Annotated in this window: 18 protein-coding genes; 4 read left to right on the top strand and 14 right to left on the bottom strand. The window is 68.0% G+C overall.

What is annotated here, in order from left to right; all coding sequences use genetic code 11:
* Window positions 1-46: 46 nt before the first annotated feature.
* Together JAO74_RS16745 and JAO74_RS16740 are read right to left on the bottom strand one after the other, a co-directional pair.
* Window positions 47-865: an IclR family transcriptional regulator gene (locus JAO74_RS16745; RefSeq protein WP_233151125.1), complete on the bottom strand. Its 819-nt coding sequence runs from the start codon at window positions 863-865 to the stop codon at window positions 47-49.
* 123 nt (window positions 866-988) lie between these two features.
* A complete protein-coding gene (locus JAO74_RS16740; RefSeq protein WP_199040842.1) occupies window positions 989-3,685 on the bottom strand; it encodes a TonB-dependent receptor in 2,697 nt (898 codons plus the stop codon).
* A 152-nt stretch (window positions 3,686-3,837) separates the two neighbouring features.
* Here JAO74_RS16740 and JAO74_RS16735 point away from each other — a divergent pair, with 152 nt between their 5' ends.
* Complete coding sequence (locus tag JAO74_RS16735) at window positions 3,838-4,962, top strand: glycoside hydrolase family protein (protein WP_233151124.1); 1,125 nt, start codon at window positions 3,838-3,840, stop codon at window positions 4,960-4,962.
* A 22-nt stretch (window positions 4,963-4,984) separates the two neighbouring features.
* On the opposite strand, the gene JAO74_RS16730 is transcribed toward JAO74_RS16735, so the two are convergent.
* Genes JAO74_RS16730 through JAO74_RS16675 form a run of 12 tightly spaced genes read right to left on the bottom strand, consistent with a single transcriptional unit; the run spans window position 4,985 to window position 20,102 of the window.
* Window positions 4,985-6,175, bottom strand: coding sequence for an SGNH/GDSL hydrolase family protein (locus JAO74_RS16730; protein WP_199040840.1), 1,191 nt, complete (start codon window positions 6,173-6,175; stop codon window positions 4,985-4,987).
* Window positions 6,175-8,232 carry a beta-galactosidase gene (locus JAO74_RS16725; RefSeq protein WP_233151123.1) on the bottom strand — a complete coding sequence of 686 codons (2,058 nt, stop codon included), beginning with the start codon at window positions 8,230-8,232 and terminating at the stop codon, window positions 6,175-6,177. The genes JAO74_RS16730 and JAO74_RS16725 overlap by 1 nt, the downstream gene beginning before the upstream one ends.
* Window positions 8,233-8,234: 2 nt before the next feature.
* Window positions 8,235-9,836 (bottom strand): alpha-L-fucosidase, encoded by a 1,602-nt coding sequence (locus JAO74_RS16720; RefSeq protein ID WP_233151122.1) that lies wholly within the window; start codon window positions 9,834-9,836, stop codon window positions 8,235-8,237.
* Window positions 9,833-11,884, bottom strand: a complete 2,052-nt coding sequence (locus JAO74_RS16715) for a beta-galactosidase (RefSeq protein ID WP_199040835.1) — start codon at window positions 11,882-11,884, stop codon at window positions 9,833-9,835. The genes JAO74_RS16720 and JAO74_RS16715 overlap by 4 nt, the downstream gene beginning before the upstream one ends.
* A gap of 2 nt (window positions 11,885-11,886) precedes the next feature.
* A complete protein-coding gene (locus JAO74_RS16710) occupies window positions 11,887-12,615 on the bottom strand; it encodes an SDR family oxidoreductase (protein WP_199040832.1) in 729 nt (242 codons plus the stop codon).
* Window positions 12,612-13,670 (bottom strand): Gfo/Idh/MocA family protein, encoded by a 1,059-nt coding sequence (locus JAO74_RS16705; protein WP_199040829.1) that lies wholly within the window; start codon window positions 13,668-13,670, stop codon window positions 12,612-12,614. The genes JAO74_RS16710 and JAO74_RS16705 overlap by 4 nt, the downstream gene beginning before the upstream one ends.
* Window positions 13,670-14,860 carry an extracellular solute-binding protein gene (locus tag JAO74_RS16700; protein ID WP_199040827.1) on the bottom strand — a complete coding sequence of 397 codons (1,191 nt, stop codon included), beginning with the start codon at window positions 14,858-14,860 and terminating at the stop codon, window positions 13,670-13,672. Before JAO74_RS16700 ends, JAO74_RS16705 begins: the two co-directional genes overlap by 1 nt.
* The gene (locus JAO74_RS16695; RefSeq protein WP_199040811.1) at window positions 14,857-15,993 is read right to left on the bottom strand and encodes an ABC transporter permease; all 1,137 of its coding nucleotides are present in this window, start codon (window positions 15,991-15,993) and stop codon (window positions 14,857-14,859) included. Before JAO74_RS16695 ends, JAO74_RS16700 begins: the two co-directional genes overlap by 4 nt.
* Window positions 15,990-17,462: a sugar ABC transporter ATP-binding protein gene (locus JAO74_RS16690; RefSeq protein ID WP_233151121.1), complete on the bottom strand. Its 1,473-nt coding sequence runs from the start codon at window positions 17,460-17,462 to the stop codon at window positions 15,990-15,992. The genes JAO74_RS16695 and JAO74_RS16690 overlap by 4 nt, the downstream gene beginning before the upstream one ends.
* A complete protein-coding gene (locus JAO74_RS16685) occupies window positions 17,462-18,457 on the bottom strand; it encodes a sugar ABC transporter substrate-binding protein (RefSeq protein ID WP_199040808.1) in 996 nt (331 codons plus the stop codon). The genes JAO74_RS16690 and JAO74_RS16685 overlap by 1 nt, the downstream gene beginning before the upstream one ends.
* 2 nt (window positions 18,458-18,459) lie before the next feature.
* Window positions 18,460-18,912, bottom strand: a complete 453-nt coding sequence (locus JAO74_RS16680) for a MaoC family dehydratase (RefSeq protein WP_199040805.1) — start codon at window positions 18,910-18,912, stop codon at window positions 18,460-18,462.
* A complete protein-coding gene (locus tag JAO74_RS16675; protein WP_332908836.1) occupies window positions 18,909-20,102 on the bottom strand; it encodes a CaiB/BaiF CoA transferase family protein in 1,194 nt (397 codons plus the stop codon). The genes JAO74_RS16680 and JAO74_RS16675 overlap by 4 nt, the downstream gene beginning before the upstream one ends.
* Before the next feature lie 121 nt (window positions 20,103-20,223).
* Here JAO74_RS16675 and JAO74_RS16670 point away from each other — a divergent pair, with 121 nt between their 5' ends.
* The 3 genes from JAO74_RS16670 (at window position 20,224) to JAO74_RS16660 (ending at window position 23,383) form a co-directional block, all read left to right on the top strand.
* Window positions 20,224-21,336: a type 2 periplasmic-binding domain-containing protein gene (locus JAO74_RS16670; RefSeq protein WP_199040802.1), complete on the top strand. Its 1,113-nt coding sequence runs from the start codon at window positions 20,224-20,226 to the stop codon at window positions 21,334-21,336.
* Window positions 21,333-22,463: a CaiB/BaiF CoA transferase family protein gene (locus JAO74_RS16665; RefSeq protein ID WP_199040799.1), complete on the top strand. Its 1,131-nt coding sequence runs from the start codon at window positions 21,333-21,335 to the stop codon at window positions 22,461-22,463. The genes JAO74_RS16670 and JAO74_RS16665 overlap by 4 nt, the downstream gene beginning before the upstream one ends.
* A 317-nt stretch (window positions 22,464-22,780) precedes the next feature.
* Window positions 22,781-23,383, top strand: a complete 603-nt coding sequence (locus tag JAO74_RS16660; protein WP_199040796.1) for an anthrone oxygenase family protein — start codon at window positions 22,781-22,783, stop codon at window positions 23,381-23,383.
* Window positions 23,384-23,701 lie beyond the last annotated feature (318 nt).

The following is a 23,701-nucleotide window of genomic DNA, read 5'->3' as shown; positions in this document are numbered from 1 at the left end:
GCGCCGCTCCGGTAATGATCGGCCGGTACAGTGGCGCCGGCGGGGGTCAGCGCGGCGCGGTCGGCTCCAGCCCGATGGTGCGGTTGATCGCCTGCGCCATCTCGCGCAGCGGTTCGACCAGATGGGCGACGTCCGCATCCTTGCCGGCATCGACCAGCACCGCGATCGTCAGCGCCGCCGCGACCGAATGGCCCGCACCGCCCACCAACACGCCGATATCGGCACCGCCCGTAAACCGTTCCCCGATCGAGATCGCCACGCCCGTCTCCGCGATCTGCTGCAACCGCCCATCCAGCGCCCGGCGTTCCTTGACCGCCAGCTTCGCCCATTCGGGTTCGTCGGCCAGCAGCGCCGCCCGCTCCGCCACCGGCAGCGACGCCAGCAACAAGCGGCCGGAATTGGTGCGCAGCGCCGAATGCACCGACCCCACCTCGACCGACAAGCGGAACGGCTTGGGGCTTTCCTCCTGAGCCAGGACCAGTACGTGGTTGCGGTTCAATACGCTCAGGTGGCAGCTTTCCCGCACCGTATCGGCCAGTTGCCGCATGTACGGGCGCGCCGCGGTCAACAGCGCCTCGTAGGGCGAATGGATGCGCGACAGTTCGAACAGCTTCAGCGTCAGCATATAGCCGCCCGTCGCCGGATCGCGGCGGACATAGTCGCGCCCTTCCAGACAGGCGAGCATCCGGAACAGTTCGCCCGGCTGCCGCCCCAGCGCGCGCGCCAGTTGCGACTGTGTCACCGGCACCGCCTCGTCCGCCAGCCGCTCGATGATATCGAGGCCCTTCTCCAGCGCCGGCACCGCATATTTTTGCCGACGCTCGTCGGAGGACAGCGGCTGGTCGGTCATGAGCTGGTTCCCCATCGGCGCATCGATGGAGGATCCATATCGCGACCGGAGCGCAACCCCAAGCATCCGCTGGCGGCGGCCCGTCGCCCCGCCACGCCATCGTTGGCGTCGCGGGGAACGGGACATGGGCGGGCCGGATCACAGCTTGATGCGGACGCCGACCATGTACTGCGTATCATCGACGGTGTACTGGCCCGGCCGGGTCGGCGTTTCGTAGAACTGGCGGATCTGGGTCCTGAGCAGGTTCTGCGCGTCGACGCTCAGCGTCAGCCGCTCGTTCACGTCATAGTTCAGCGACGCATCGAGCCAGCCATAGCCCGCCGTCTTCACCGGGAAGACGTAGGACACGGTGCTGCCGCCCGGCGGCGTGAACGCCCCCGCAAGAATGCTCGACAGGAAATCGGAACGGTAGTTGTAGGCGACCCGCGCCGAGATCCCGCTCTTCTCATAGATACCGGTCAAATTGTAGCTGTGCTTCGACAGTTGCGGCAGCGATGCGGTGAAGCCGACCAGCGAAGTCGGGGCCGAACTGTCGGCATAGGTATAGTTCGCCTGCACGCCCAGCCCCGACAGGGCGCCGGGCAGGAAGTCGAAGAACTGCTGATAGCCGATCTCCGCGCCCTTCACCGTGCCGGTGCCGGCATTCTCAGGCTGCGACAGCGTGTAGCCGGGCAGGCCGCCGATCGTGACGTTGGGCGTCGACCGCGTGAAGATGAAGCCCTTCACCCGCTTGTAGAAACCGGCGGCATAGATCGAGCTGGACCGCCCGAAATACCATTCCAGCGACGCATCGGCATTGGTCGACAGGATCGGGCTGAGCTGGGGGTTGCCCTGACTGGCGGCCAGCTGTCCGGGCACGACGGTGAGCGCGGGCGACAGCTGGTTGAAGTCCGGCCGGGTCAGGGTGCGCGATCCGGCAAGGCGGAACTGCAGCTTGTCGGTCAGGCGGGCGCGGATATTGCCGCTCGGCAGCCAATTGTCGTAGCTGCTGTCCACCGTCACCGGCTCGACGATGTTGGGGACGACGGGGGTCAGGACGCCCTGCGCGTTGCGCGTCGTCTGCAACTGGTTGCCACTGATCGACAGCACCGTCTTCACCCAGCGCACGCCGACATTGCCGTCGATCGGGATGCCGACATCGACATCGAACCGCGCCAGCGCATAGGCGGCGTAATTTTCCTCGTCGGCGCTGAACGCCGCCAGCCGGGCATTGATCGCGGTCGGCGTGGGGGCCAGCGCGCCCGTCAGCCCCAGCTGGCTGAGTACATCGGCGAACTGGTTGCGCAGCGGGCCGGTGGCGGCATAGGGGTAATTGCGCAGGAAATTGCCCGACGGCGCCTCGATCGCGTAGAAATCGTTGAACCCGTTCGCCTGGAACAGGCCAGGATACAGCGCCGGATTGGTCCGGGTCGTCCGGCCGACATAGCGCAGCGGATCGCGCTGTTCGATCTCACGCTGGCTGTACCGGAACCCGGTCTGGATCGATTTGATGAACGAGCCGACGTCATAGGTGCCGTCGACGCGGAACGCCTTCTCGTTGCCGATGAAATGATTCTCGTTCCGGGTCAGGCCGGCGACCGTATAGCCCGCCAGGTTGGCCAGATCGAAGCCAGGTGCCGTCGTCGAGGGCGGGTTGCTCCCCAGATTCTGCGAGAATACCGGCAGGCGCGTGGTCAGATCCAGTTCGGTGTAGAACAGGTCGTTGGTCGATTCGGTATAGATCGCATCGCTGACCAGCGTGAAGGCGCCACGGCTCCACCGCGTATTGAGCGCGATCGACTTGTTCTCGTCCTTGAAGTCGCGCGCGGTGCCGCCCACCACGATGGGCACGTTGGCATAGCTGATCTGCTGCGCGTTGTTGGTGCCGGAAAACAATGCGGCGCTGCCGCCGATCACGGTGGTGCCCGCCGTGGTCACGTTCGCATTGAACTGGTCCTGCGTGGTCTTGAACCGCTGATATTGGCCTTCCAGCAGCATTTCGAGTTCCGGGGTCGGCCGCCATTGCAGCGCGACGTTGCCACCGATCCGTTCGCGCTTGCCGACCACCAGCACCTGATTGGCGCCGTTGGGCGCGAACACGCTCTGGCCGGCGATGGCATCGTTGCGCGGCAGGGGCGCGCCGGTGCTGTTCAGGTCCTGCCGATACTTCCGCTCCTGATAGGACACCGCACCCAGCAAACCGATCTCGCCGATGCCTGTTTCCCAGCGGTTCGACAGCAGCAGAGAGGCGCTCGGCGCCGATTTCTTCACCGAGTCGGCATAATTGTTGCGCAGCGTGGCGCTGGCAGTGAAGCCCGCGAAATCCATCGGGCGGCGGGTACGGATGTCGACGCTGCCGCCCAGACCGCCTTCGATCAGGTCGGCGGTGGGCGATTTGAACACGTCGATGCGCGCGATCAGTTCGGCGGGCAGATCCTGCAGGTTGAACGATCGTCCGGCCCCGGCGGTGAAGGTCTGGCGGCCGTTGATGTTCGTCTGCACCTGCGGCAGGCCACGGATGGCGATATTGCCGCCCTCGCCCACGTCACGCGACACCTGCACGCCCGTCACGCGCTGCAACGCCTCGGTTGCGTTGTTGTCGGGCAGCTTGCCGATATCCTCCGCGACGATCGAATCGACGATCGAGTCGGCGTTGCGCTTGATGTTCTGCGCCGATGCCAGACTGGCGCGGACGCCGGTGACGATGATGTCGGTATCCTCCGCCTGCGCCTCCGACGACGCGGGGTCGACGGTGGCCGAGGGGGCGGCCGGCGGCACCGTCTGCGCGGCGGCCGGAACCGTGGCGGCAACGACGAACACCATCGCCGTGGTGCACAGGAACATCGAATTCTTCATTTCAGCCCATCCTCCCGATCGTCGCGCTGACCGGCGACGTTGGCATCCCTTCGATCGACGGTGCCGAGGCGACTTGATCGTCGCCTTCCGGCTTGTGCGTGTCACGCCACCGCGATATCGTTCGCCAGCAAACATATCATGAGCATACAAACATGAAAGCAGTTTTTTTTAGCGACCTCGAACAGGGCGGCGGGATCGTGGGAGAGGATTCAGTGATGGGCGAGATCAGCCGCCGCGATTTCCTCGCGACCAATGCCGCGCTGTGCGGGGCGGCGATGGCCGGCGGCACCCGCGCGGTGGCTGCACCGGCCGATCCGGTCGCCGCATTCCGAACGCCGTACAAATATCCCCGCCTGATCCTCGCCGGTTCGGGACAGGCCGGCAGTTTCGACGAAAAGGCGGTGGATTGTCCGTTCGTGTTCCGCGCGAACGGAAAATTCTACCTGACCTATGTCGGGTTCGACGGGCATGGCTATCAGACCGGGCTGTGCGAGTCGGACGACCTGCTGCACTGGCGACGCAAGGGAGTGATCTTGGCGCGCGACCCCGCCGATCCCGTCACCCGTCATAACATCGCCTGTGCGTCGATCCTGCGCGAGAACGAGCTGACCTCACCCGGCCGGCTGGTGAAGGTGGATGGCCGCTACGTTGCCGCCTGGCACGCCTATCCCAGCGCGGGGTACGAGGAAGGCCCGGCGGTGATCGGCCTCGCGTGGAGCGACGACTTGATGCACTGGCAGCGCGGCCCGGTGATCCTGCGTGCGGAGGACGGCGCGGAATGGGAGCGCGGCGGCCTCTACAAGCCTTATCTGGTGCGGATCGGCGGGGTCTATCACCTCTATTACAATGCCAAGACCGCCGGCACGCCGTGGAAGGAGCAGACTGGCCTCGCCACCTCCACCGACCTGAAAACATGGACCCGCCACCCCGCCAGTCCGCTGCTGCGCAACGGCCCGGCGGGATCGCCCGATTTCCGCTTCGCCAGCGACCCCGTCGTCGTGTCGCATCGCGGCCGGTGGGGGATGTTCTATTTCGGGCTGGGGCAGGACGGGTTCGCGCGCGACCTGCTCGCGATCGGGCGGACGCCGACCGCGTTCACCAAGGTGCCCGAGATACTGGTCGATGTCGGCGCGCCCGGCACGATCGACGAAAAGTTCGCGCACAAGCCGTCGGTGATCTGGCACGATGGCGCGCTGTACCATTTCTACTGCGCGGTCAGCGGCAAATGGCCGAACGACGTGCGTGGACTGGCGGTGGCCCGGTCGACACCGTGGTGATGCCGTAGCGGCGCGGTGGAGCCTATCGGCACCCCTGCCCCAGCACCACGGGCAGCGCCGCCCGCGCCATCCGGGTGTAGCCCGCGTCGTTGGGGTGCAGGTGATCGCCGATCTGGTCGGACAGGCGCATCACCGTCGGCCGGCCGGGTTCCTGCATCGCGGTGTCGAAGTCGATCACCGCATCGAACCGCGCCGCGTTCGTCCTGATCCAGCGGTTGACGGTCTGGCGGCGCTGCTCCCCCGCCGCATCGGCATAGGCCGCGCCCTCATAGGGCAGCAGCGTCGCCCCGATCACTTTCAGGCGACGATCGTGCGCGCGGACGAGCAGCTGGTCCCAGGCCGCGATCAGCTCGGCGGCGGCCGGCTGGCGCTGGGTGGCGGGATCGGCGACCTTGCCAATATCGTTGATCCCCTCCAGCAGCACGACATGCGTCGCGCCCGGCACCGCCAGCACGTCGCGATCGAACCGCGCCAGTGCCGCCGGACCACGGCCGCTGCTCAACAGTCGGTTCCCGCTGATCCCGGCATTGGCGATTGCCCAGCAGCGCCCATTCGGCGACGCCGCCAGCATCCGACCGAGCTGGTCGGGCCAGTTCATCGCCTTGCCCGGCGACGACCCCGCCCCCTCCGTGATCGAATCGCCGAACGTCACCAGCACCCGTGTCGCGGCGGTGCCCGACACGTCCACCGCGCTGACGACGCCCGCCGCGCGCGCACGGCGCGGGGCGGACCATGCTGCCTGTCCGGTGGCGTTGCCGCCCGCGATCCCGACCATCTGCGCATGGGCGGGTGGTGCCGCCTCGCCCGGATAATGGATCGACACGGCCAGGCGCTCGCCGGCGGCGACGCGGTAGTCGAGCGGGTCGGTCAGCATCGCAGCCCGCGGCGGCAGGATCGTCGCCGCCGCCCCGGCGAAGCGCAGCGGCGTCAGGCTGCCCGGCACCGGCGCACCCGCCGCATCCAGCCGCATCACCGATACCGCGCCGATCCGCAGCGGATCGTCGGACAGTTCGTTGGTCAGGCGCAGGCGCACCTGACGGCCGGCGGTACCGATCCGCACTTCCTGCCGCACCGTCTCGTCGCGGAACGGGCGACCGAGGCCGTCGCGGATCGCGGGTTCATACCCGATCGGTGGCGCGCTCCACCCCGGCACCCAGCGGGGCGCGGGACTGGCAGCGACGAGCAGCAGGGCCGTAAGGGGGAGCAGACGCATCACTTCATCCTGAACCAGGCGACACCGTGCGCCGCGATCCGGCCGTCCCGCCAGTCGCCGCCCGCCGGCACGGTTCCGGCGGGCAGTGCGACGGAATGTACCTCAGCACCATGATTGATGACGATCAGCACCCGCCGTCCGCCGCCCGCCCGCTCCGCGATCTCCAAATCGGGGTGCGCGTCAGCGACCACCGGGCGGATCGCGGCATCGGCCAGCAGCCGCGTCGCCAGCGCCTCCATCGCCGCCGGTTCCAGCCATGCCCCGACATAGGTGATGGTGCCGCGCCCAACCTTGCGGGTGACGATCGCGGGCTTGCCGTCCAGCCAGCCGCCGGGATCGGTGAAGGTCGCCAGCGTCCGCACGTCGCGCGCCTGCGGCTCCAGCGCCTCCGCCCAGATACGGACCTTGCCGGTCACCATGCCGGCGATCCCGATCTCCTGATCCAGCGCATAATATTGCCCGACACGCGCGCCGAGCAGATCGGCGAGCGGCCCCGGCTGGCGTTGCGGCCACAGCGCGTTGGCATCGTCCTTCATCCCCGATCGCGGCCCCAGCACCAGATGCCCGCCACCCCGGACATAGGCGGCGAGCGCCGTCGCCTGATCGGCGGTGACGACGTTCAGGCTGGGCGCCACCACCAGCGGATAGGCGCCAAGCGACGCATCGGGCGCGATCACGTGCACGCCCTGCGTGCGGATGCGGAACGGGCGGTAGAAATCGGTGAACTGCCGCACCGGATCGAAATCGCGGTGATGCCGTTGCAGGTCGATCGCCCAGCGGCTGTCATAGGAATAGAGGAACGCGACACGCGCGACCGGCGCCGTATCCGCCAGCAGTGGCGCCGCGGCGGTCAGATCGGCGGCGACGCGGGCGATCTCGGCATGGACGGGGTTGGGCGTGCCGTCCTGACCCAGCACCGCACCGTGATAGGTCTCCTGCCCGTTGCGCGCCGGCCGCCATTGCCAATAGAGTACGCCGTCCGATCCGTGCGCGACCGATTGCCACGCCAGTTCGCGCACCTGCCCCGGGTCCATCGCCCGGTTGACGGGCACCCAGTCGACCCGGCCCGGCTGCGTCTCCATCAGCCAGAAATTGCGCCGCTTGTACCCGCGCACCAGATCGTGGTTGGCCCCGTTCGCCACCCAGTCGGGCCGGCCATCGGGGATGTAATTGTCGAACGCGGCGATATCGAGATCGCGGTGCATCCGGAAATGGTCGAAGCCGGCGTTCCAGAACATCGTGTTGGTCGTGATCCACATCCGGGGATCGACCAGCGGCCGGATCGCGCGCGTCTGGTTCTGGACGTAATCGACCCAGGTCGCGGTGGTGAAGTGGCGGAAATCGAGCAGCAGGCCCGGATTCTGCTGGCCCGTCTGGTGCAACGGCACCTGATCGAAATCGTCGTAGGACTGGCTCCAATACTGTGTCGTCCAGCGGCGGTTGAGTTCGGCGATGCTGCCGTAACGCATCTTCAGGAAGCGATGCCACGCCGCCACCGATTCCGGATCGAACGAGGCGGGGCCGACCTCGTTGTCGATCTGCCAGCCGACCACGGCGGGGTGATGGCCGTATCGCTTCGCCATCTCGGTCGCGATCCGGCGGGCGAAGTCGCGATAACGGGCGCTGGCGAACGAGAATTGCCGCCGCCCGCCATGCCCCGCGCGCGTGCCGTTCTCGTCGACGCGCAGCGTATCGGGATATTTCTGCGTCAGCCATGCCGGCGGCGCGGCGGTGGGGGTTCCAATCACCACCATGAAGCCGCGCGCCTGTGCCGCGGCGATCGCGCGGTCGAGCCAGTCGAAATCGAACCGCCCCTCCGCCGGCTCCATCCGGCTCCACGCGAATTCGGCGACGCGGACGGTGTTGAAGCCGGTATCCTTCATCAGGTCGAGATCGGTCGCCCAGCGATCCTCCGGCCATTGTTCGGGATACCAGGACACGCCGACCGCGATCGCGGGGCGATCGGCGAACGCGGGCGCGCGTTGCGGAAAATCGGCGGCGGGCACGGCAGCGGGCATCGCCGCCGACAGGGCGAGCGCGACGATCCAGCGCCGCATCGTCATGCCTTCCGGAACCTGACCTTGAGGGCATAGGGCATCGTATCGCCGCTGACGGCCGGCAGGGTGACGGACAGCCCCTTCGCCGTCTGCTGCCACTTTACCGCCCCCGTGCCGAGCAGCTCGATGTCCGCGATCGGCGCATCGAGATAGGGCGTGCCCGCGAACAGCGTCTTGACCAGCACCGCGCCGTCGGCGGGCCGTTCCAGCCCCAGCACGTACAGCGTGTCGCCCTTGGTCGTGAAGCGGATGTCGGCGGGGGTGAAGGCACTGACGTTCTTTTCGGTGAACTGGCCCGCCTGGCGGATATGGCCCGATTTGGTGGGCCCCTCGCCAAAATATTTGAACGGCCGGGTGCCGTAGATCGCCTCGCCGTTCACCTTCAGCCAGCCGCCCATGCCGCGCAGCACGGTGGCGATCTCCTCCGGGATCGTGCCGTCCGCTTTCGGACCGACGTTCAGCAGCAGGTTGCCGTTCTTCGACACGATGTCAATCATGTCGGCGGTCAGCGATTTGGGCGTCCGGTATTCGTCGTTCTTCGTGTAACCCCACGACTTGATGCTGACCGACGTGTCAGACTGCCACGGCGTCAGCTTCAGCGCATCCATCTTGCCGCGTTCCAGATCGAACATCGCCGACCCTTCGGCGAACTGCGACCCCTTGTACGCGATGATCCCCGGCGCGCCCCAGCCGGCGCTGCGGTTGTAGTAATAGGCGGCGGTGTCGCGCATCAGCGGCTCGAACAGCGGTGACGAGGTCCACCAGTCAAAATAGATCAACTCGGGCCGGTATTTGTCGATCAGTTCCGACGTGCGCGCCATCCAGTCGTTCAGGAACGGGCGATCGGGCGGTCCCCAGTTCTGGAGGAGGTCGCTGTCCGGCCACGCATCGGGCGCATCGGCGGGCAGCCCGGTCGGCGCGGCGGGGCCGTACAGCCCGGCATAGCGCGGGTCGCTGACATCGGAGGGGAAGCTGCGGCCCTTGTGATACCACCACCAATGCTCCGCCCGGTGCGACGACAGGCCGAAATGCAGCCCCGCCGCCCGTGCCGCCTTGGCGATCTCGCCCGTCACGTCGCGCTTCGGCCCCATGTCGGCCGCGTCCCACTTGGTGAAGTCGGACGCGTACATCGCGAAACCGTCGCAATGTTCGGCGACGGGGATGACATATTTCGCCCCCGCCTCGCCGAACAGGCGCATCCATGCCGCCGGATCGAACCGCTCCGCCCTGAACTGGGGAATGAAATCCTTGTAGCCGAATTTCGACTGCGGGCCATAGGTCTTCAGGTGATGTTCGTACGCGGCGTTGCCGGGTACGTACATGTTGCGGCTGTACCATTCGTTGGCAAAGGCCGGCACCGAATAGACGCCCCAGTGGATGAAGATGCCGAACTTGGCATCGCGGAACCACTCGGGCACCTGAAACTTCTGGAGCGATGCCCATTCGGCACGGAACGGGCCGTTCGCCACGCCCTGCCGCACCTTAGCGAGCTGCGCCTCGACCGGTTTCGCCTGATAATCCATCGGCCATGGCGATTTGGTCTGCGCGGTGGCGGTGGTGGCCGCCATCAATGCGGTGGCGGCGAGCAGCAACGTCTTCATCATCGGGCCTTCCGTTCGAGCACGGCGACGCCCTCGGGCGCCAGCGTCAGGGCGGTCTTGCGGCCGCCGGCGAGGATATCGGTCATCGCGCCGGGCAGCGCCACGTCGCGCGGTTCACGGCCGTGGTTGATGAGGATCACGATCTCGCGATCCTTACCCGTGCGCGTCATCAACTCGACATCGGCGGGGATCGCGAATTCGCGCGCGATGCCGGCATCGGCCATCGCGCGGTCGATCAGCCCCTTCATGACCGCATCGTCGAACAGCGCGCCGACATAGGTGATGCGCCCCTTGCCGACAGCGCGGGTGATCGCGGCGGGGTGCCCGTCCAGCCAGCCATTCGCCTTGCCGTAGCGCAGCAGCACCTGCGTATCGGGCGCGGCGGTGGACAGGTCCTCCGCCCAGATCGAGGCGGTGCCGCCGTCGACCGCAACCTGTTCGTCGAGCGCATAAAATTGCTCGACCCGGCCGCCGAGCAGATCGGCGAGCGGCCCCGGCTGGCGCTGGACGGCAAGGCGGTTGAACCCGTCCTTCATGCCCGATCGCGGCCCCAGGATCAGGTGCCCGCCACCACGGACATAGGCCGCCAGCCGCGCCGCCATGTCGTCGGTGATGACGTTCAGGCTGGGCGCGACGACCAGCTTGTATCCGGCCAGCGGTGCCGCCGCCGCCTCGACGATGTCGACCGCGCCCAGCGCGTCCTTCAATGGCCGGTAATAGTCCAGCAGCACCTCGATCTGGTCGTAATCCTTGTGGTGCAGCTGGAAATCGATCGCCCAGCGGCTGGGATAATCCTGCAGGATCGCAACGGGCGACACCGGTTGCGTGCCCGCCACCGCCGTGCTCGCCTTCGCCATGTCGCGCCCGATCTGCGTCACTTCGGGATAGACAGGCAGCGGCGTGCCGTCCGGTCCCAGGATCGATCCGTGCATCGTCTCCTGCCCGTTCAGCGCGTTGCGCCATTGCCAGTACAGGATGCCGTCCGCGCCGTGGCCGATCGCCTGCCACGCCATCGCCCGCGTCTCGCCGGGGCTGAGCATGTTCGACACCGGTGCCCAGTTCACGAAGCCGGGCTGGATCTCCATCACCCAGAAGTTCTTGCGCTTCCACCCGCGGACCAGATCGTGGGTGGCGCCGTTGCGATAGGGCTGGAGATGACCCGTCCCAACGTAATTGTCCCACGACGCGAAATCGAGATCGCGGTTGATCGCATAGCGGTCGAACCGGTTCGCCCAGCCCAGCCCGCCCAGATTGGTGGTGATGAACTGGCGTGGGCTTGCGGTGGCGCGGATCGCGTCGAGCTGGTTCTTCTGGAACGCGATCCACTGGCTGGTGATGAAGCGCTTCTGCTCCAGCATCAGGCCGGGATTGCCCTTTTCGGTATTGAAGGGCACCTGTTCCCAGCCGCCATAGGTCTGCGACCAATAGGCGGTGGTCCACGCGTCGTTGAGCTTGTCGAGCGTGCCGTAACGCTGCTTCAGCCAGGCGACCCAGGCGGTCCTGGCATCGGGATCGTAGCTTTCGTCGGTATATTCGTTGCCGATCTGCCAGCCGATCACGTTGGGCTCCTGCCCCAGTGCCTCGGCCATCTTGGCGACCACCGCGCGCGACAATTGCCGGTAGCGGGTCGATGAGATCGAAAATTGCCGCCGCCCGCCATGGCCCAGCCGCCGGCCGTCGCCGTCGACGCGCAGCACATCGGGGTAGCGCTGCGTCATCCAGGCGGGCGGCGTATCGGTGGGGGTGCCGACGACCACGCTGATCCCGTATTTCGCCGCCAGCCGCGTCGCGCGGACCAGCCAGCCCATGTCGTACGCGCCCTCGGCGGTCTCCATCCGGCTCCACGCGAACTCGCCGATGCGCACGACATTGGCGCCGTGCGCCTTCATCAGGCGCAGATCCTCCGCCCAGCGTTCCTCGGGCCATTGCTCGGGATACCAGGCCGACCCCAGCCACAGCCGCTCCGACTGCTGCTGCGCGCTGGTCGCCGCAGCAGGCGCGGCATGGGCGGACAGGGGCGCGGACAACGCCAGCGCGGCGGCGGCAAGCATCCTCACAGCGACCAGCCCCCGTCGATATTGTGAATCTGCCCGGTCGTGTAGGTCGCCCCCGCCAGATAGACGACTAGATCGGCGATCTCCTCCGGCCGGCCCATCCGCCCCAGCGGCTGGCGCGCGATGAAGGCGGCGCGGGTATTCTCGTAATCGCAGCCGGCAGCCAGCCGCTCGTTCAGCGACGGCGTCTCGACCGTGCCGGGGCAGATCGCGTTGCAGCGGACGCCCTGTCCGACATGGTCGGCCGCCACCGCCTTGGTCAGCCCGATCACCGCCGCCTTGGTGACGCCGTAGACGAAGCGGTTGGGCACGCCCTTCACGCTGGACGCCACCGACGCCATGTTGATGATCGCGCCGTCGCCGCGGTCGATCATGCCCGGCAGCACCGCGCGGCAGGTCCGCGCCATCGCCCTGACGTTCAGCGCATAGGCGAAGTCGAGATCGTCGTCGCTCGCCTCCAGGACGCTGCCGCCGTGGACGACACCGGCGCAGTTGAACAGGATGTCGATCGGCCCCGCCGCACCGAACACCCGCGCGATCGCATCCGGTTCGAGCACGTCGAGCGCCTGTGCGGTAACGCGGGGCACCGTGAGGTCGTCGAGTGCCGCAGCGTTCAGATCGGTGGCGATCACGCGCGCGCCCGCCTCGGCCAGGGCAAGGACGGCGGCGCGCCCGATCCCCTGCGCGGCGGCGGTGACGAGGGCGGTCTTGCCGGATAAGTCGATCACAGGGTCGGTCCTTCGGTCGGGATCGGCGCCATCGGCGCCCGGTTGGATGCATAGGCGGCCTCGACCAGCGCCATGGTCTTCCACGCATCCTCGACATGGGTCGCGAGAACGGCGTCCTCGCCCGCGGCGAAGCGCTGGAGATTGGCCATCGGGCCGGCAAAGGCGTCGGGAAACCAGCCGCCGCCAAGCGGCACCGGCGCCCAGTCGCCACCACGTTCGGCCAGCCAGAGTTCGTCGGGCTCGCCGGCCGGATAGTCGAGCAGCAGCCCGAGCTTCAGCATCGCCGCGCCGCGCGTGCCCTCCACGCGGAACGACGCATCCTGAAAGCGGCGGCCGAAATCGTGATGGTGGTTGATCGACAGCGTCGCGCGCAGCGTGTCCCCGTAATCCAGCATCGCGGTGGTGCGCGTGTCGGCCAACTTGCTTTGCGGATGGCCGAAGCTGCGCGCGAATACCCCCGCCGGATCGCCCGCGATCGCGCGGATCGCATCGAGATAATGGATCGAATGCGACACCATCTCGACCCGCGTGTCGTTTTTCAGATGCGGGAACAGGTGCCACGGCGTGACGAGGTTCAGATGCACCTCGATCTCGACCAGATCGCCCAGCCGCCCCTGCGCCACGGCATTGGCCAGCGCGAGCATCATCGGCGAATAGCGCAGCTGGAAATTGACCGCCGCGATCAGTCCGCGATCACGACACCGCTGCCGGATCGCGGTCGCCATCGCCAGATCGAGCCCCATCGGCTTCTGCAGCAGCACCGTCGCCCCCCTCGGCAACGTAGCGAGGATCGCGTCATGCGCGCCGGGGGGCGCGGCGATGTCGAACACCGCATCGGCCGCCGCCGCTTCGCCCAACGATCCGAATACGGTGCCGATGCCCCATGCCCCCGCCAGCGCCACCGCCCGATCGCGATCGGTGTCGTACAGGCCGGCGACGGTGAAGCCGTATTTGCGATAGGCGGGCAGATGCGCGTCGCGCACGATGCCGCCTGTGCCGACCATGACGATCGGGCGCGGCGTGGCGGGCATCGGCCAGTGGCGCGCCTCCACCATCACGACAGCGCCTCCGCACGCGCTTGCGCCTCGGCCAGCAGGTCGCGCGTCGGCCGGTCGGTGGTGGTCGCGGCCGTCATCAGATCGTCGACGATGTGCGAGATCGCGGCCAGCGTCGGCGTCAGCGGCATCTGGCGCGCATGGTCATGCAGCCATTCCAGCCGGTGGGAATAGGGAACCAGCGCGTTGACCGCCGGGTCCGCCCAGGTCGATCGCCGCACGCCGATCGCCCCCTCGGTCGTGGTCAGCCGGTCCATGGGCGCGGTCGCGCAGTGGCGCAGGAATTCCCATGCCAGTTCCTTGCGCCGCGACCCCGCGCCGATCGCCAGCACCCAGAACACGTTGAGCGACACGCTGCGGCCGCCCGGCCCGGCCGGCAGCGGCGCCACATCGACCAGCCCCTTCACCCGGCTGTCCGGCGCGGTATCGGCATAGGCGGCAAAGCCGAACCAGTTCGCCATCAGCGCGACCTTGCCTTGCGCGAACGCCATGCCGGATTTCACGCTGTCCAGGCCACGACATCCCGGCATGATCGCATCGCCATCCGCGGCCAGCGCGCGCAGGAAATCCAGACCCGCCATGGCCGCATCGCCGGTGAACGCCGGCCGGCCGGCGGCATCGAACGGCTCGCCGCCGCGCGACCAGATCTGGATGCAGAAATCGTAGAAGCCGTTGTGCCCGTCTGGATACAGCGCCAGCACGGTGCCCGCCCGCCCTTGTTGCGGCGCATGGAGCGCGCGCGCGGCGGCATGGAAATCGTCCCACGTCGTCGGCACCGCGAGCCCCGCCGCCGCCAGCAGGTCGCGTCGATAGACCAGACATTCCGGCCCGTCGTGATAGGGCATTCCCCAGAATCCGCCGCCGAACCGCTGCATCGTCAGCAGCGACGGGCTCCACGCATTGGGGAAATCCTGGATCGGCGCGCGCGCCAGATGCGGCACCAGATTCTCCAAGGCACCCGCCGCTTGCGCCTCCGCCAGCCAGTCGGTCGCCAGCAGCGCGATATCCCACTCGCCATTCGCCAGCCCGCAGCTGCCGATCGTCGCGTGATGCAGCGGGTTAAGGTCCATCGCGACCGCGTCCAGCGCGGCATCGGCGCCCGTGGTGCGGACGAAATCGTCGAACTGCCGCGCGATCGCCCGCTCGAACGGGACGAAGGCACGGACGGCGATCCGCAACGTATCGGTCATGCCGTCGCCTCCGCCGGGGCGGTGTCGACGCGGGTGAAGGCCCGTCGGCGCTGGCCGCCGACGGTGTAGATCGCCGCCGCCGCGACCACCACGATCCCCTCGATCAGCCCCTGGTAATTGGCCCCCAGGTTCAGGATGTTGAACCCGTTGGTCAGCGTGAACAGCAGCAGCGCGCCCACCACCGTCTTCACCACGCTGCCCGCGCCGCCGAACAGCGACGTACCGCCCAGAATGGCGGCGGCGATCACGGTCAGTTCCGTCCCCTGCAACGCGGTCGGGTTGATCGCGCCCAGCCGACACCCGAACAGCACGCCGGCAAAGCCCGCCGCGACGCTCGACAGCACGAACGCGCCCAGACGGTAGGCATGGACGTTGATGCCCGACAGCCGCGCCGCCTCCGCATTGCCGCCCACCGCATACAGGCGCCGGCCGATCACGGTGAAGCGCAGCATGAAGCCGACCGCGGCGGTGAACAGCGCCAGATAGACGACCGGCGCCGCCACGCTCGCCCCCCGCCCGCCCAGGAATGCCAGCGCGGCAACGATGCCGCCCGCCATGATCGCCGGCGTCCTCCGCTTCGCGACGCCCCCGGCCAGCAGGAGAGCGGCGACGGCCAGCAACGGCCAGAACAGCGGCACGCGTGTACTCTCGAAGGCAAGCATCTGTTGCAGGACCACCGGGTCCTCCACCATCAGCGACCGGCCGTCGGTCAGGATCAACACCAGCCCGCGCACCGCGGTCAGCGTGCCGAGCGTAACGATGAACGCGTTGATCCCGACGAACTGGACGATCACGCCGTTGACCAGCCCGACCGTCGCCGCCGTGCACAATGCCGCGACGATCGCGGGCGCGAAGCCGATCCGCCCTGCCAGCCCCACCAGTACCGCCGCCGCCAGCGCCGCCACCGACGCCACCGAGAGGTCGAATGCGCCGGTAATCAGCATCACCGTCATCGCGACGCCCATGATCCCGACCAGCGACGCCTGATAGGCGATGTTGCCGAGGTTCTGGGCCGACAGATAGGCGGGCAGCCCGCGCGACGCGGCGATCGCCGCCAGCGTCACGAGCAGCAGCAGCAGGGCATAATAGACCCCCGCCGCGCGCAGCCCGAATATCCGTTGCCGGTCGGTCATGCCGCATTCTCCAGCGCAGGCCGCCCGCCGCCGGCCAGAACGATCAGACCAGCCTCGTCACAGGTCGCGGGATCGGCCGTCGCGACGACATGGCCGTCGCGCAGCACGAGGATGCGGTCGGCCACCGCGACCAGTTCGGAAAACTCGGATGAGGCGAGGATGACGGCCAGCCCCTCGTCGGCGAGATCGCGGATCAGGCGCAATATGTCCGTCCGCGCGCCGATATCGATGCCCGCGGTGGGTTCGTCGAGCAGCAGCACGCGCGTCGCCGGCCGCAGCCACTTCGCGATCACCACCTTCTGCGCGTTGCCGCCGGACAGTTCGACGGGTAGCGCGTCGCCGTCCGTCGCCTTGATCCCCAGCCGCACGATCGCCGCCGCCGCCGCGCGGGCCTCCGCCGCATGGTCGATCAGCAGCCGGCCGGTCTGCGGCAGCGCGATGTTGGCGGCGATGCCCAGTTGCGGGGCATAGCCTTGCGTATCGCGATCCTCGGGCACCAGCGCGATGCCGGCGGCGACCGCCTCGTCCGGCCACCGACCGACCGGCTTGCCGTCCAGCACCACTTCGCCCCCGGCGGCACGGTCCGCGCCGAAGATCGCGTGCAGCAATTCGCTGCGTCCCGATCCCAGCATCCCGGCCAGCCCCAGTATCTCGCCCTCGTGCAGTGTCAGGTCGGTGGGGGCGAGCCGGCCGGGCGATGTCAGGCCATGCGCCGTCAGCAGCGGCCGGCCACGCCGCCGCGGCTGTGCGGGCCGTTCCAGCACGGCGACGGCACGGCCGGCGATGGCCTCGGCGATCAGCCCCTCGGTCAGGTCGGTGGTTCGCGCCTCCAGTACCACGCGCCCGTCGCGCAGCACGGTGACGTCGTCGGTCAGGGCGACGATCTCGTCGATGAAATGCGACACGAACAGCACCGCCCTCCCCTCCGCCGCCAGCCGACGGACGGTGTCGTAGACCGCGATGCGCTCGTGCCCCGCCAGCGAGGCGGTCGGCTCGTCCATCACCACCACATCGGCACCGGATGCCAGCGCCTGCGCGATCGTGACCATCTGCCGTGCGCCGATCGGCAGATCGGTGACGAGCGCGTCGAGCGGAAACGGATCGCGCAGCGTGGCGACCAGCGCCGCGATCCGCCGCCGGTCGCCACCGCGCCGCCAGCCGCGCTCGTCCAGCACGATATTCTCGAATGCCGATAGCGTCGGCACCAGCGGGATATGCTGGAAGATAGTGGCGACGCCGGCCGCCTTGGCATCGCGCGGGCTGGCGAAGCGGCACGGCCGGTCGCCCAGTATGATCGTGCCGGCGGACGGCGCCGTCGCCCCGGCCAGTATCTTGATGAGCGTCGACTTCCCCGCCCCGTTCGCGCCCAGCAGGCCATGGACCCGGCCGGGCACCAGCGTCAGGTCGACACCGCGCAGCGCGGCGGTGCCGTTGGGGAAGACCTTCTCGATCCCGCTGAGCGTCAGCATCACCACTGCCCCACGCATTGCGATACCGTGTCGCGGGTGACGGCGGGGATGGCATAGGTGCGGAACCGCGACCCTGCCCCGCCCCGCAGCGCCGCGAAGGCCAGCGCACCCAGCGCCTCCGGCTTGAAGCACACCGTCCCGTCCACCGCCCCTGCCCTAATCGACGCGATGGCCAGCTTCGATCCGCCGACGCCGACCAGCCGTGCCGCCGACCCGGCGGCGCGGACCGCGCGCGCGCAGCCTATTACCATGTCGTCGGCCTCGTTGAAGAACAGGTCGATATCGGGCCGAGCCGCCAGGATGTTCTGGCACGCCGCCTCGCCGCCCTCTGCGGTCCAGTTGCCCGGCTGCGATGCGACGATCCGGTAACGGGCGCCCGCCCGGTCCAGCCCGCGCCGGAAACCACGCGCGCGCTGTTCCACCTCGGGGAAGCCCGCCGCCCCCTCGATCACCGCGACCGTCGCCGTCCGTCCGGCGGGCAGCAGCGATGCCGACAGCCGGCCCGCTGCTTCCCCCGCCATCGTCTCGTCCTGCGAGACGAGCGCGGTCAGGCCCGGATAGACGTCGTCGATGCGGCGGGTGCGGGGATCGCCGACCTGTGCCGCGACCGCCGCCACCGGTACTCCGGCCTGGCGCACGCGATCGACCCACCCCTGCGCCACGACCGAATCGAGCGGCATGATCGCCACGCCCTTCACGCCCTGCGCGACCAAGTCGTCGATGTCGTTGGCCTGTTTCTGCACGCCGCCCCGCGCATCGAGGACGACGGCGGCGGCGCCGTCTCGCGTTGCTGCATCGGCGAAGCCCTTGGCGATCGCGGCGGCGAACGGATAGCTCAGGCCGACCGTCGACAGTCCGTATCGCGGCGCACCCGCCACCGCCACGGGCGGTGCCGCCGCTGTCGCCCGCGCGGTGCCGCGCAGGGTCGCCAGCGAGACGATCGCCACCGCGACCACCAGCGTCCAGCACGTCACGGGAAACGGCCGCCACCGCATCGTCAGCCTGCGGCCCCGCGCCGGGTGACGAGATACAGATGCTCGCACGCCAGCACCGTCTCGCCCCGCTGGTTGCGGATATCGACCCCCTCGGTCACGACGCCGTGCGTCGTCCGTTTCGGGTGATCGCGCATATCGCGGATGGTGGTGACGGTGGTGATGGTATCGCCGATATGGACCGGGCGGATGAAGCGCAGCCGGTCATAGCCATAGGACATGGCATGCGGATTGATCGTCGTCGCGGTCAGGCCGATCCCGACCGAGAACACCAGCGTGCCGTGCGCGATCCGCTGGCCGATCTCCTCGCCCGCACACCATTCGGCATCCATGTGATGCGGGAAAAAATCGCCGGTATGGCCGGCGTGGACGACGAAATCGGTTTCGGTGATGGTGCGCCCGAAACTCGTCCGGCTGCTGCCGATCTCGTAATCCTCGAAATATTGTTCGACGATCATGCCGCCATGTCTCCATCGATCGCCGCGCGATCGGCACCCAGACGGGGTGCCGCGCTGGACGAGGTAAGGACCCGGCCATCGACCCGGATCGGGCAGCGCGTCAGCGTCAGCGTCGCGCCGTCCGGGGCGGCGATCCGCTGCGTCGCCGACAGCGCGGCGAACCCCGGATGCGCGAGCAGCGCCGGCCAGTCGAGCACGGGCGCCGCCCATACGCCCGCCGGCTCCAGGATCGCCAGCCAGTGCGCGGTGTCGCGCCGGATCAGGATGTCGGCCACCACCGTCTTGATCGCGTCGCGCGCATCGAGGTCGTCGGCGGCGGGCAGCGCCGCCCCGTCCTCCATCCCGATCAGCGCACCCAGTCGGTCAATCGGTGTCATCGCCAGCGCCAGATAGCCATCAGCGGTAGCATATATGCCATAAGGCGCGGCCAGATAGACGTTTCCGTTGGCGACCCCGCTGCGTGGCGGCATGGCGTCGCCGCCGTTCAGATACACCGCGAGATGTTCGAACTGAAGGTCGATCGCCGCCTCCATCAGGCTGACGTCGACCCGGCCGCCCCGCCCGGATACGCCGCGCCGCACCAGCAGCGCCAGCACGCCCTGACACAGCTGCGCGCCCGCCGTCATGTCGACGATCGACAGGCCCGCGGGCACCGGCGGGTCACCCGCATCGCCCGACAGCCACGCCATGCCCGACAGCGACTGCACGAGCAGGTCCTGACCCGGCCGGTCGCGCCACGGTCCGGCCTCGCCATAGCCGCTGACCCCGGCATAGACGATACGGGGGTTGATCGCCGACACCGCCTCCCAGCCCAGACCCAGCCGGTCCATCACGCCGGGCCGGAAATTGTGGATCACCACGTCCGCCATCGTCAGCAACCGACGCACCGCCGCCGCGTCGTCCGCGTCCTTCAGGTCCGCGGTATAGCTTTGCTTGTTGCGGTTGATCGCGTGGAACAACGCGCTGCTGCCGTCGAAATCGAGTCCCGCCAGATACAGGCTGCGACTGGCGTCGCCGCCCTGCGGGCGTTCCACCTTGATGACCCGCGCGCCCAGATCGGCCAGCCGCAGCGCGCAGGACGGCCCCGCCAGATACTGGCTCAGGTCCAGCACCGTCAGCCCGTGAAGGGGCAGGCCGTCGGGGGGCGGTCCGTCCGCCGCATGATCCGGGCCACCGATCGGCACCAACACCCTTCTCCTGTTTGCATATTGATTCGTTGTTTGTTGGCAAACGTTATGAGCCTGATTATGACACGTCAACAGCTACCATCGCGATCGACTCGACGGGCATGAAGGACGAACCTTGCGCGGCATGACATGGAACCACCCCCGCGGCGTCGATCCCCTCGTCGCCGCATCGGCGCGGTGGCAGGAACTGACCGGCGTCGCCATCGAATGGGAGGGCCGCTCGCTACAGGATTTCGAGAGCTATCCGGTGGAGGACCTCGCCCGCCGCTACGACCTGATCGTGATCGATCATCCCCATGTCGGGCAGATTTGCGCTGCCGATTGCCTCGTCCCGCTCGATACGGTGCTGGGGCGCGATGTGCTGGACGATGTGGCGCGGGGGTCGATTGGCGGCTCGTACGAAAGCTATCGCTGGGCGGGGCGGCAATGGGCCCTGCCGATCGATGCCGCGGCGCAGGTGATGGCGTGGGTGCCGGGTCGCATCGGTGCCCCGCCGGCCGATCCCGCGGCGCTGCCCGCGCTGGTCCGCGACGGCACCGCCCTGATCCCGCTGCGCGCACCCCACGCGCTGATGACGCTGTTCACCCTATGTGGCCTCGGCGGCATCGCGCTGGACGTGACGGCGGACGCGCTGTTCCCCGACGATGCGGCCGTCGCCTATGACCGTTTGTCGGTCCTCGCCGATGCGGCGGACGACCGCGCATGGGCGATGGACCCGATCGACGTGTTCGAGGCGATGGCCCAACCCGCATCCCCCGTCGCCGTCGCCCCCTTCATCTACGGCTATGTCAGCTACGCCCAGCCGGGCTTTCGCGACACCCGCATCCGCTTCGGCGACCTTCCCCATGCCGGCCCCGATGCCAGCACTGTGCCCTATGGCTCGGCGCTGGGCGGCACCGGCATCGCGGTATCGCGCTTCGGCGCCGATCCCGCCGGGGCGGCGCGGTTCGCCGGCTGGATTGCCAGCGGCGCGGTCCAGCGCGATCTGGTCGGCACGACCGGCGGGCAGCCCGCCCATGCGGCGGCGTGGGACAGCGTAGCGGTGAACCGGATCGCCGGAGACTTCTATACGGCCACGCGCCGGACGCTCGATCTGGCTTGGCTTCGCCCGCGCCACGATGGTTACATGGAGTTCCAGCGTGCGGCATCGGAGCGGCTGGAACAGGCGTTGCGCGCCCACGAGTCCGCGCAAGAGGTGATCGCCGCACTCAACCGCCTGTACGGAGAGTCGCGATGACCGCGCCGCTGGCCGGGCTGCTCGTGATCGACATGGCGCAGTTCCTGTCCGGCCCGTCGGCGGCGTTGCGTCTCGCCGATCTGGGCGCGCGAGTCATCAAGGTCGAGCGGCCGGGCAGCGGCGACATCTGCCGGCAATTATACCTCAGCGACACCGACGTCGCGGGCGATTCGACGCTCTTCCACGCGATCAACCGCAACAAGGAAGGCTTTGCAGTCGATCTGAAGGATGTCGGCGATGCGGCGCTGTTGCGGCGGCTGATCGCCCAGGCCGATGTGGTCATCCAGAATTTCCGTCCGGGCGTCGCCGATAGACTGGGGTTCGGCGCGACCCGGCTTCGTAGCGATTTCCCCAGCCTCATCGTCGCGGAGATTTCGGGCTATGGTGGCGATGGGCCATGGGCGCGGTTGCCGGGTCAGGACCTCCTCGCCCAAGCCATGTCCGGCGCGATGTGGCTGAACGGCGACCATGGCGACGGCCCCGTTCCGTTCGGCCTGTCGGTTGCCGATATGCTGGCGGGCCACATTCTGGTCGAAGGAATTCTTGCCGCGCTCATCCGACGTGGCATGACCGGCGAAGGTGCGCATGTGGAAACCAGCCTGCTGGAGGCCATGGTCGATCTCCAGTTCGAGGTACTAACGACGCACCTCAACGACGGTGGTCGTATGCCACCGCGGGCGTCGAACGACAGCGCGCACGCCTATCTTGGCGCTCCTTATGGCGTGTATGCCACCGCAGATGGCTGGCTCGCGTTGGCGATGACCCCCCTGCCCGTCCTCGGACGCATACTCGACCTGCCGATCGCCGGCCATGACGCCTTCGCAGAGCGTGACGGCGTGAAAGCGCTTATTGCGGACCGACTCTCCTCGAACGTCACCGCCCACTGGCTCGCGCTGTTACGCATCGAGGATGTATGGTGCGTTGCGGTTCAGGACTGGCCGACCTTGCTGGCGCAGGAAGGATTTGCGAGACTGGACATGATCCAGCGCGTTCATCGCAACGGTGCCGCGATTACCACCACCCGCACACCGATCCGGATCGATGGGCATCGTGCCGAGAGCTGCATCAGCGCGCCAAGTATTGGGCAGAACACCATGGACATTATTACCGAGTTTAGTTTGCTTTGACACGCGTGCCGGTCTCCGGCTTTCTCTGGATAGAAGGTTGGAAGTCCGTGATACAGGACGGCGGGAGAACGCCACGCGTTGCAGGGCCCGTTTTCGACCTCCGCAGCTCCCGTTCCCGCACATTTTGACCCACAGTTGCGGTCGTTCGAGCTGCTGGGGTCGCTTCCCGAAAGCAGCCGCTCGTTCATCTCGGCGTGAACAGGGATTAGGTCTCGCCAAGCCCTCGGAACGCGTCAGGGGGTGGCTTGCGGCCTCGCCGATTTCAGGAGATGGTCCGAAGGAAGCGAACGTAATGTTCGCGCTCGACGGGGGCCGGCATGGCGAGCAGGGAACGAATCACGCGAGCATTCCTGTGGCTTGCCGTGCTGGTTGGAGGGCCACTGCTCGGCGCCAAGCTGTTCGACCTTCTCGTTCTTGCTGGCGCGTGGAGTGCCCACCCGCCTGCCTCTCTTGCGATGATGCCTTACGGCAAGGCCTGGCCGGTCGATACGGGCATGTTCTTCATTCCGTTCTCGGCAGGAATGCTGGTCGCCGGGTTCGGGGCACTTATAGGCGGCTGGCGAACTCCGTGGCGTTACCGATGGCTGCTCTGTCTCCCCTCGCTCGGCATTTTGCTCCTACTCATCCTGACAGTTGTCGCATTCTGGCCGATGAACGCCGCGCTCTACTATCACGGCATCGCGTCCACAAAAGACACCATCACGGACGCACAGTCGATCGCGATGGCGCAACGCTGGGTGACGCTGGACTGGGTTCGGGTAGCGGGCGCGACAGCTGCCTTCGTGGCGCCCCTGCGAGCGCTCACCTTGCCGTGGCCGCAAGACGCCGCTCCGAAAGACCCGCCTCTAGTGCGCGTTGCGCTCGCGCTCGCATTTCTCGGAGTGGCCGCTTTCGTCGTGTGGTTCGTGTCGAATCTATGACTGCACCGAGAGACGCCTGCTCGGCAACATCTCGGCAGGACGACCCACAACCGGCCGTTCTCGGTGCCGCCGAGCCCTCCCAACTTCCGCCGTTCGTTCACTTTGGTGTCGCAGCCCTTTTTGCCCCTTCCGGCCTTCCGATAGCAGCCGCCTGCAAGGTTGAGGCTGGCATCGCGTGTGAGGATGCTGCACGCGCAGTCCATGGGAAAACGAAAGACGTTCGGCGTGCTGAACAAGGTGCTGCTCCGCGTCATTACTGCGGTTCTGCTGCTTCACACGGCCACTCCGCTGTGGGCACAAGAGGTGCTCGATCCCGAC

Source organism: Sphingomonas mollis, assembly GCF_016427505.1.
Classification (GTDB): Bacteria; Pseudomonadota; Alphaproteobacteria; order Sphingomonadales; family Sphingomonadaceae; genus Sphingomonas; species Sphingomonas mollis.
Note: the sequence above shows the minus strand (reverse complement) of the source record. Positions and strands in the feature narration are given on the sequence as shown.